This window comes from Tateyamaria pelophila (assembly GCF_019966495.1).
Classification (GTDB): domain Bacteria; phylum Pseudomonadota; class Alphaproteobacteria; order Rhodobacterales; family Rhodobacteraceae; genus Tateyamaria; species Tateyamaria pelophila.
In genome coordinates, this window is record NZ_JAIMIA010000158.1 from 1 (window position 1) to 8,806 (window position 8,806).

The following is an 8,806-nucleotide window of genomic DNA, read 5'->3' on the forward strand; positions in this document are numbered from 1 at the left end:
ACATCACGCAATTTCCTGTCGATGATCAAACTGGCATCCGTCAGGCTGTGGATCGAGTTTTATGAGTCCGCTGCCTAATCACCATCCTCACGGACAAAGGCTTGTGTCTTTTTCTTGACGACAGAATAGAAGGGATTCCAATGTTGGCGTGTCAATGCTGATATAGGTATCAACAAAGTGTCACGTTCGCCATGAACGGCCAAACTGCCAAGCCTTACGAATTGATCTTGATCCGGTCCAGCGTCACCTTCGCCATATAACGGGTCATCGGGGGGAAACGGCAGCGCAATATGGGCCAGTGAATAGACATCTCTCGGCCATTTTCCCTCCAAATCGCTGGTGTAGACTTGCTGACTTCCTGCCGGCCGCTCCTTCAGCACTGTTGCTTCTGATACTTGTGATTTGTTCGTAACAAGAGAAACCTTGTACAGACGCGGCGCACCACTCATCAGGCTTTTGACGTCCAGTTTCTTGGCCAAAAGCCCCTGAGCGTCGTACACACGGTTCACATCGAAGATGACAAGTTCGTGGTTGCCATCGTTCAATTTATCGAACAGTTCGCTTATGAGAACCGGAGCTTCGACAGTTGCATCCGCTGCCGATTGAAAGGCCAGAATGGGCGGCATTTTGTCAATGTGGCCACGATCGACCAAATCAGTCAACTGGCCTCTTATCAGTTTGGTTGCATGATAAGCCAGGATGCCTGCATTCAAGGCAAAAGAGTTATATTTGTAGGGGTCAAACTCTACTTCGACACTGTTCCAAGCCAGTTTTTTCAAACCCAATGTTTCGCCTATCCAAGCTTGAACGGGGGCGAAGGCCGCTGCGGGCGAAATGCCGATTTCAGGGGAAATAAGCATCAGACCCGCCGGAGCGGGGAGGGAGGTGTCTACTATGGCATTGTTGGTGTAGTGAACTGCCAGCGCGCCACCGTTTGAGTACCCTACTATAAATATGGGCGCGTTGCCGAGTGTCGACTTCATATGTCGCATCGCCAATTCTACGGCGGCTGCCATGTCTTCGAAAGTTGTTCGCCTTAGTCCGGACGGGGCCGTACCGTGGCCTGGAATTCTAAGCCCAACGACGTATGCACCATCGGCGTACATTTGCTGGCCCAGGCTACGCAGACTATAGGGACTATCGGAAAGACCATGCAACAGAAGGACCCCAAAGGACGGGTTATCCGGAGAGAGTGTGAAGGTCCTGTTCCAGTTTGGCGACCTTTCGCTGAGATCAGTTTTACTGCCTTTGTTGAAGCGGTTGACAGCCGTCTTTTCAGCGTCTGGAACTTTGGCATAGATCTGTGTTTCCAACTCCTGGAAAAGACGACCCTCCAACTTCAGATAGTCTTCAAAGCTGTCGACTTGCGACGCGGTGGAAAACTCCTCGTCGAGGACAACCTCGTGCCAGACATTCAGGTTGGGTTTGTCGTTGAGGTAAAGGATGCCGACGATCAATGCCGTAACAAGTCCGCCGATCATTGTGTAAAGAACAGGGCGGAGCAGCACATGAAATGCCCAGCCTAGATGGCGAGATAAACGTTTGATCATCCAATGTATCCTGGCTTTTGAGATATCCTGCAACTTGACGATGCTACATGGAATTACTCACAGAACAAATCATTGTCAGTCTGGTGTGCTTTGCTCACCGGCCTCACGTACTGGGCCGACATTCCCCAAGTGGCCAGCCATTTGTTTGCACGGTTGCCTGATGCTTCCCCGGAATCAAGCATTATTCTACCCCAAGCAGTGTCTGCGATTGTGTAGACATCCCGAACTGGTTGTTCCAACCCGGATTTTCATGTTGGGCGAACGATTTGAAAATCTTACTGAAGTTGACGATGGTGCAAGCCCAGCTCATCTTGGTGCGCCCTATGTTCACGACCCGCACATGATGGCATACGTTCTTCATTGGACATAGCGCATAAGCTCTTCTGCCCGGTTCCGACCAAGCTCGATCTTGCAAGAATTGATCGCAATTCCTGTCCCGGACCCGCCTCCAAACGTCGCCCCGACATAGCCGCATTGGGCATCGCGATAGGCCGACCAAGTCGCCTGTGCTGCTTCCAGAGCCGGTACAGCCACTTTTCGGCCAGTAACTTCATCAATTTCTTCCGCAGAACTCATCGCAAAGCCCAAATAGATGTCGACCGTCGTATTGACCCGTCGCAACGTATCAGCGACGCAATCCCCAATCTCGACCTGAGTGCTTCCGCCGCATTCTGTTGCCGGATCAGCCGAGACGATGCTCGCTAGGCACAACAATAAAAACAAAGTTGCTGCAAGATTTCTCATGACGGCACTCCCAATGGTTTTTGACGTCCTTTGACGCGAACGTCCGGTGCAAGTCTACTGGGCGGGTGAGGAGCCGAACAGTCTAAAGCAAAAGGCATCTGAAGTATGTCGCAAGCCAGGCATCCTTAGACCGTCAGGTTCTCGCGCGTCGATGTCGGCTTTGCGGAAAACTATTCATCTTGCAGCAATCAGCCCATCCGGCTTTGAGCGCCCAAGGGGCAGTGCAGAGCGAACCCTAGTGTCGGGCTGTTTGAATGTCGGCTCTTGTCGTTGGCGCAATCTCACCACTCATTAACAGTGAACGCCGCAGAACCCGTCCCTTTGGCCAGCATTTGTGCGATGTTGCATCCGGAGAACAGACACAATTGTCAAACCGTGGCTCGAAGTCTGCGGCGTTGTAGGATTGACCAGCCTCGATATGCTTCCAATAGGAAGAGCGGCATGAAATGGATTATCGCTGGTGCGATTCCGCCCCAGTTGTGGAGAGCTGCCCAGTGCAGCAAAGTCAAAACTGCGGCTACATATACAAACCGTTGCAATGCCTTCCAGCGTGGCCCCAGTGAGCGAACCCAGCCGTCGGTGGAGGTAACGGCAAGCGGTACGAAGATGAGAAAAGCGAGCCAACCAGTCCAGATGTACAGTTTGGAAATTTCCGATATCGTGAAGGCATCTGCACCCTCATTGATCAAGTAGAGTACCGTGTGCAGCGCGGTATAGCTAAAGGCGGCGACGCCAAGATACCGCCGACGTTTCATCAGCCAACGCGGCCAGCGCGCGTCTTTGAAAAGCATCACGAGAGGCGTAATCATCATAGTGATGATCATGAACCGGGCAGCAAACTCACCCGAAGGATGCAGCATTTGGTGGATCGCCCTCGGGTCGCCAGACGTCAACCCCATCACAATCGGAATGGCTGGGAGACTGAGCAGCGCCCAGAACGTGTAGGGCTGATTCCAAAAAGATTTGAGTTTTGTCACGGTGTTCGCTCCGATGTTTTGTCTTTTACGCTCCGTGAAAGGCGTTCCGTCGCTCAAGTCCTTAAAGATGCGAAATAATTTTCCCAGCTGCGGTGCGGTTTACCGGTGACCGCTAGAAAATCGCCCGGCGAGTCGTAGGCTCCCATACGAATGCCGTCATAAATCCCGCCGATGATCGAGCCGATGAAGTCGCCAAGCTCGGCGGTTCGGTCGGCGACGTACGCATTGGATGACATGGTACGATAGCTCAGCCTAGCGTCGAAAGCGGCGTTCAGATAGTTGGCCAGTTGGGTTTGTGTGATCGGAGCGCCGTTCAGATTGACCGTTTTTCCATTCAACGCAGGATTGGTCACAAGCGCTGCATAGCCGCGAGCCAGTTCGGAGCGGGTGGTATAGCCGCATTTGCCGTTTCCGGCGCTGTTGGCGATTTCGCCCTTGGTACGGTAGCTGTCAATGTATTCAATGTCCGGCTCAATATAGATACCGTTGCGTCCAATCGCCCAGTCCAGACCGCTGGCGCGGATATCGGCTTCTGTTTGACGGTTGCTCTGAACGATAGGCGAAAAGGCCGTGCTTTCCTCGGGGCCTTGTATGCTGGTGTAGACAATCTTCTTGACGCCAGCTGCTTTCGCCGCCTCGATTACATTGCGATGTTGCCCGATACGTTTGTCCGGTGCATCCATGCCCGAGACGAGCAGGAGCGTATCGATACTGGCAAGCGACGCCCGCAACTGTTCCGGCTTGTCGTAGTCTCCAGGACGCGTTTCAATGTCCAAGCCCTGAACGTTAGGCGGGGTCCGGGCAAGACCAATGACAGTTCCGGCGTCAGGTTTGTTCATGAGCTTTTCGGCGATTTCGCGCCCGAGTTTTCCCGATACGGCGGTGACGGCGACGGTCATTTGCGTTTTCCTTGCGTTAGCAATTTTGTCGGCGCTTAGCTGAGCCGGAAGCCCCAGCGCAGCATTAAATGCCCGTTTCTAGCTAGGTTGCCGACGTCTGTGCAATGCGCCGCAATTGGAAACATGGGTTCCAAAGGTAGCTTCAAAATTCGGTTTTTAGGTACTGGGGGCTGGCACATAGCAGTCAAATACTCCACCTCCGCTCTAGATGGGGGCGCTGCTCGCAGCAACGGCGACGCGTGCGCTGTTGGCGGTAAATGTGATCATTATCCTTCTGGGCGGTGCGTTGGTCTGGGTCTTCGGTAGCTCCGCCATTCATATTGGCGCATCTGGACTGACTTTCGGATGGTGTGGCTTTTGGTTGAGCGCGGTCTGGTGGATCGGTCAAGTGCACTTTTCCGTCCTTGGCAGCGGGCCACACAAACCGGCCCTTCTCAAGACGTTTCATGAACAGTCATGCGCCTTGGGTGTCCCACCCGCTGCCCAGCAGGGTATTGTGCCGCAATGCCCGAGAGGAGGATGATCTTCAACAGATCGCCACGACGGCCACGGAACACGAACAGATGTCCCGAATACGAATCCTCAGCGAGTTCCTTTTCGGTTTGCACCGCCAGCGTGTTGAATCTGCGCCGCATATTCGTCAGGCCGACTGCGAACCACACCCGCGTGTTGCTCGGCGTCGGGATCATGCTGTCAGCCGATGGATCAGGCCCACAACCGAAGACAACGCCGTCGGGCCTTCCACCAGAATACGCCGCCCGTCCGACAGAGTGATGTCCACGCGCTGCGCGCTGACGGCGCAACAAAGGGGATCCTCTGCCTCATGCGCAAGCGCAGAACCGCTGTTCTCCAGCGGTGGCGCTTCTATCTCGACAGGTAGAAAATACTCTCAACCACGGCTTCAGCGGCAGATGCGCTACTTTCCGCAGGGGCAAAACGGGGGTCTTTGAGCCACATGAAAATCAGATTCGCGTTCAGACCGGACGGAAACCTGGCAGGAGCTTCCGCAGTGCTTCCGAAGTCACCCCGGCGCACCTTGATCCCATCTACTCCACCGCAATTGACACTCATGGCAACTTCATTCGTGCGCTGACCGGATCCAATCGAAAAACTGTGAGGTGACAAAATTCGACCCTCACCAGAACCATTCATATCATTGGTACGGAACGGCAGCTTCCATCGCGTGCAGGAAAAAAACTAGTGGCGCTCGAAGGTGATGATAACCTCGCCTAGCGGTATGCCGAAACGTTGCATGTAAGCCCGGTTGAGAAGTCGATCTTCCGTAAGCAGCCACATCCAGTCATCAAAGCTTACACGAAGGGTTTCACCTCCTGAAATGGGCAGGTCAATCGTATACTGCCAGTTGAAAGTGTCTCCACTCTCCCGTCCAGTGGCGATACCAATCACACCGGGAGCCGTTCCTTCCCATGTATCTTCGCCAGTCTTTTTTAATGACCAGATTCGTTGCTCTGTTGATCCATCTTCGTAGACAAAATTCTCAACTAGCCGGAGCGTCTTACCGTCCCAGGTGCCATCGATCTCGACTGTAAAACGGCGGCTGACATTGCCAAAGATATCTTGGAATTGACCATGCGCCGTTAGCTCGCCAGCAAAAAATTCTTCAAGTTGCAGATTTCGGGCGGAAAGTGACGGGTCATCCAGTGACGGGCGACCAGCGCAGGCTGATAGTGCAAAAGCAAGCATCAGCGCCAGTACAGAGCGCAACAGTTTCATTTTTCAGGCCCCGGAACGTTGATAGAACTCGATGTAGATCTGATCCAGAAAAATCAAATGAGTATCGCTATAGTAATGCGTTCGCATTCTCCGGTGCTAAACGCATCAGGTATGGACTGGACTGATATCATCGTGTTCACCTTTTTGAATTGAAAGTGAATGTCCCCCCTCGGCGGCTGTTCACAGTCATCCTGTGATCTTGTCGGGAGCTCAACCTTACAAAAGAGGGCAGCCCAATTGCGCAGGCTCCGCGCCGCATCCGAAGTCCGCAACGTTCCTACTTCGCAACAAAATCTCGCAACGTGATTTCAGACCTTCCCCACAGCCTTTAGGGCAAAAGCAAATGAGCGGGCTGCGTCCTCCAACGCGGCGAACCGCCCAGATTTTCCGAAATGCCCGCTTGTCATGTTTGTGCGCAGCAAGAGGGCGTTTCCATCGGTCTTTGTCGCGCGCAATTTCGCGACCCATTTTGCGGGTTCCCAATAGGTGACCCGTGGATCGGATACGCCAGCGGTCACGAGCATGGCTGGATAGGCTTGGGGAACGACGTTGTCATAGGGCGAATAGCTGCGAATGTCGGCGAAGGCGTCTTCATTCTCAATCGGGTTCCCCCATTGCGACCATTCGCCGGGCGTAAGCGGAAGCGTATCATCCAGGATCGTGTTCAGCACGTCTACGAAAGGGACGTCGGCAATCACACCTGCCAGCAGATCAGGTGCCATGTTCACCACCGCACCGACCAACAGCCCACCAGCGGACCCACCCTGAATGACGATCTGTCCTTGCGAGGTGTAGCCTTCGGCAGCAAGGGTTTGACCTGCCGCAATCATATCGTAAAAACTGTTAACCTTGCGGTCAAACTTGGCGGCCTCATACCAGTTGCGGCCCTTCTCTTCGCCCCCGCGCACGTGGGCAATCGCATAGACGAACCCCCGGTCCACGAGACTGAGCCGGTTGGTCGAAAAGCTCGCAGGCATGCTCATCCCGTAGGATCCGTATCCGTAGAGAAGACAGGGGGCGGACCCGTCCAACACTGTGTCTTTGTGGTGCAGGATTGTCACCGGCACCCCCGCTCCGTCGTGGCTTTGCGCAGTAATCCGTCGCGTTATGTATTGGGCAGGATCATGGCCGGAGGGGATCTCCGCTTCCTTCAGCAGCACTTGCTTGCCGGTCGAGAGCGGGTAGCTGTAGGTTTGCAGCGGCGTCGTGGGCGATGAATAAACAAATCGGAAATCGTCGGTGTCGTATTCCGGGCTCGGATCAAACCCGAGCGAATAGGCCTCTTCTTCAAAAGTGATCGTTTGCGCATGCTGGGGATTTTGCCCTGTCTTGACGAAGCGAACATGCGGGAGCGCATTGGAGCGCTCAAGCCAGATCGTCCAGTCCCTGTAACACGCAAGATCAATGATCATTCGTCCAGGCTCATGTGCAATGAAATCGACCCAGTTTTCCGCACCGGGCGCATCGACCGGGGTAAGGACCACTTTGAAATCGACGGCGGATTCATTGGTCAGAATGACAAAATGGTCGCCTTGATGATGAGCCGTGTATTCAATCCCTGTCCGACGCGGCGCAATGATTTGGGGCGGAGTTTCCGGAGCACTTGTTGAAATGATCATCGTTTCATTCTCATCATTCATACCCGTTTGGATGGAGATAAATGCCCCCGACCGCATACGTCCGACGCCGGTGTGATATCGCGGATCTTTTTCCTCGAACACGAGCACATCTTCTGCGGGATCAGAGCCCAACGTATGCCGGAAGACCTTGTTCGGGCGATGATTTGCATCGACGCGGACGTAGAACAGTGTCTTGGGGTCGGCCCATGCGATTGAGCCTATGTCTTCAAGAACATCGCCTGTGTCTTTGCCCGTTTTCAGGTCGCGAATGCGCAAGGTGTAGAATTCGGCTCCGCTGGTGTCTGCGCTCCAGGCGAGCAGTTGATGATCGGGTGACACAGCGAAGGCACCAAGATTGAAATAGTCATATGCCGTCGCTTCGACCTGAACGTCGAGGCTGATCTCAGCCGGTCCTCCCGCACAAGGTGTACGTTCAAAAACCGGATGTTCGTCACCTGCGCGAAAGCGTCTGCCATACAGGTAAGGTCCATTTTTTCGCGCAACGGAGGCATCATCTTCTTTGATCCGGCCCCGCATTTCGGCCACCAATTCTTTTTGCAAGGCGATGGTGTCCGCCATCGCGGCCTCGTAGTAATCATTTTCAGCGTTGAGATAGGCGGCAATATCGGACGGCAACTTGGCCGGGTCGCGCATTGCCTCCTGCCAGTTCTCGGCGCGCAGCCAATGGTAGTCATCGTTCAGCACCACGCCATGCACTGTTTGCTGTGTCGGGCGCTTTTCGGCGACCGGTGCATCGGGCAAGGCGGGAAAGTTTGACATGTTGTGGACCTGTTCGCTGAGGGTGAGATCAAACGTTGCACAGGACCGACTGTGACATTCAAGTGCTTTCAAATGCAGATTTTCGTCGTCAATATCAAACATTGAAGCAGTGGCGCTCGAGGTTGCGCGAAGGTCCCACACACCAACGATTGAGCTGACAAAATGCTACACTCTGCAATGATGGTTGCTCTGTTGTGCCGCACCCCTAGATCGGATGCCGTGGTCAGCGGCTGCAATGGGCCGATCTTTATTTGAAGAGGTGTGGCATGCCGTCAAGAGGGACGCTATAGCTTTGCGATGAATGATACATTGCCGCCTTGTCCCGAATGCTCGTCCGCTTTCACCTATCAGTTGGATGCTTTGTTGACTTTCCACCTAATGGATCGAAGCCACCGGCTTCTAGCCGGTCCGCTTCAGCGAATCTTTCTCTGATCTTCTCTCCTGAATTTTGAAACCCGCTGTGGCGGTATGGTTTCAAAATTCAGGAGAGAAGATCATGCGTT

General features: G+C 53.9%; 6 protein-coding genes and 2 pseudogenes. 1 reads left to right on the top strand and 7 read right to left on the bottom strand.

Translation table 11 applies throughout. The features are described from left to right. Positions 1 to 74 precede the first annotated feature (74 nt). The 4 genes from LC354_RS24690 to LC354_RS24705 all read right to left on the bottom strand — a co-directional run bounded on the left by LC354_RS24690 (position 75) and on the right by LC354_RS24705 (position 4,170). Positions 75 to 1,550: an alpha/beta hydrolase gene (locus LC354_RS24690; RefSeq protein ID WP_223428633.1), complete on the bottom strand. Its 1,476-nt coding sequence runs from the start codon at positions 1,548 to 1,550 to the stop codon at positions 75 to 77. A gap of 357 nt (positions 1,551 to 1,907) precedes the next feature. Then, positions 1,908 to 2,294: a lysozyme inhibitor LprI family protein gene (locus tag LC354_RS24695; protein WP_223428634.1), complete on the bottom strand. Its 387-nt coding sequence runs from the start codon at positions 2,292 to 2,294 to the stop codon at positions 1,908 to 1,910. 368 nt (positions 2,295 to 2,662) lie between these two features. Continuing rightward, on the bottom strand, positions 2,663 to 3,271 hold the full coding sequence (locus LC354_RS24700; protein ID WP_223428635.1) for a protein-methionine-sulfoxide reductase heme-binding subunit MsrQ: 609 nt from the start codon (positions 3,269 to 3,271) through the stop codon (positions 2,663 to 2,665). Between the two features lie 53 nt (positions 3,272 to 3,324). Then, positions 3,325 to 4,170, bottom strand: a complete 846-nt coding sequence (locus LC354_RS24705; RefSeq protein WP_223428636.1) for an NAD(P)H-binding protein — start codon at positions 4,168 to 4,170, stop codon at positions 3,325 to 3,327. A 208-nt stretch (positions 4,171 to 4,378) separates the two neighbouring features. On the opposite strand from LC354_RS24705, the pseudogene LC354_RS28175 reads away from it, so the two are divergent. Continuing rightward, positions 4,379 to 4,522: pseudogene (locus tag LC354_RS28175) on the top strand (rhomboid family intramembrane serine protease); the annotation flags it as partial. Between the two features lie 30 nt (positions 4,523 to 4,552). On the opposite strand, the pseudogene tnpB reads toward LC354_RS28175, so the two are convergent. The 3 genes and pseudogenes from tnpB to LC354_RS24720 all read right to left on the bottom strand — a co-directional run. Next, positions 4,553 to 4,859: pseudogene (gene tnpB, locus LC354_RS24710) on the bottom strand (IS66 family insertion sequence element accessory protein TnpB); the annotation flags it as partial. A 508-nt stretch (positions 4,860 to 5,367) separates the two neighbouring features. After that, positions 5,368 to 5,904 (bottom strand): DUF3833 domain-containing protein, encoded by a 537-nt coding sequence (locus LC354_RS24715; RefSeq protein ID WP_223428637.1) that lies wholly within the window; start codon positions 5,902 to 5,904, stop codon positions 5,368 to 5,370. Positions 5,905 to 6,212: 308 nt separating this feature from the next. After that, positions 6,213 to 8,303, bottom strand: coding sequence for a S9 family peptidase (locus LC354_RS24720; protein ID WP_223428638.1), 2,091 nt, complete (start codon positions 8,301 to 8,303; stop codon positions 6,213 to 6,215). Positions 8,304 to 8,806 lie beyond the last annotated feature (503 nt).

Coding starts and splice junctions, on each gene's coding strand:
- LC354_RS24690 (WP_223428633.1), bottom strand. CDS start 1,550: ATGATCAAACGTTTATCTCGCCATCTAGGCTGGGCATTTCATGTGCTG.
- LC354_RS24715 (WP_223428637.1), bottom strand. CDS start 5,904: ATGAAACTGTTGCGCTCTGTACTGGCGCTGATGCTTGCTTTTGCACTA.
- LC354_RS24720 (WP_223428638.1), bottom strand. CDS start 8,303: ATGTCAAACTTTCCCGCCTTGCCCGATGCACCGGTCGCCGAAAAGCGC.
- LC354_RS24705 (WP_223428636.1), bottom strand. CDS start 4,170: ATGACCGTCGCCGTCACCGCCGTATCGGGAAAACTCGGGCGCGAAATC.
- LC354_RS24695 (WP_223428634.1), bottom strand. CDS start 2,294: ATGAGAAATCTTGCAGCAACTTTGTTTTTATTGTTGTGCCTAGCGAGC.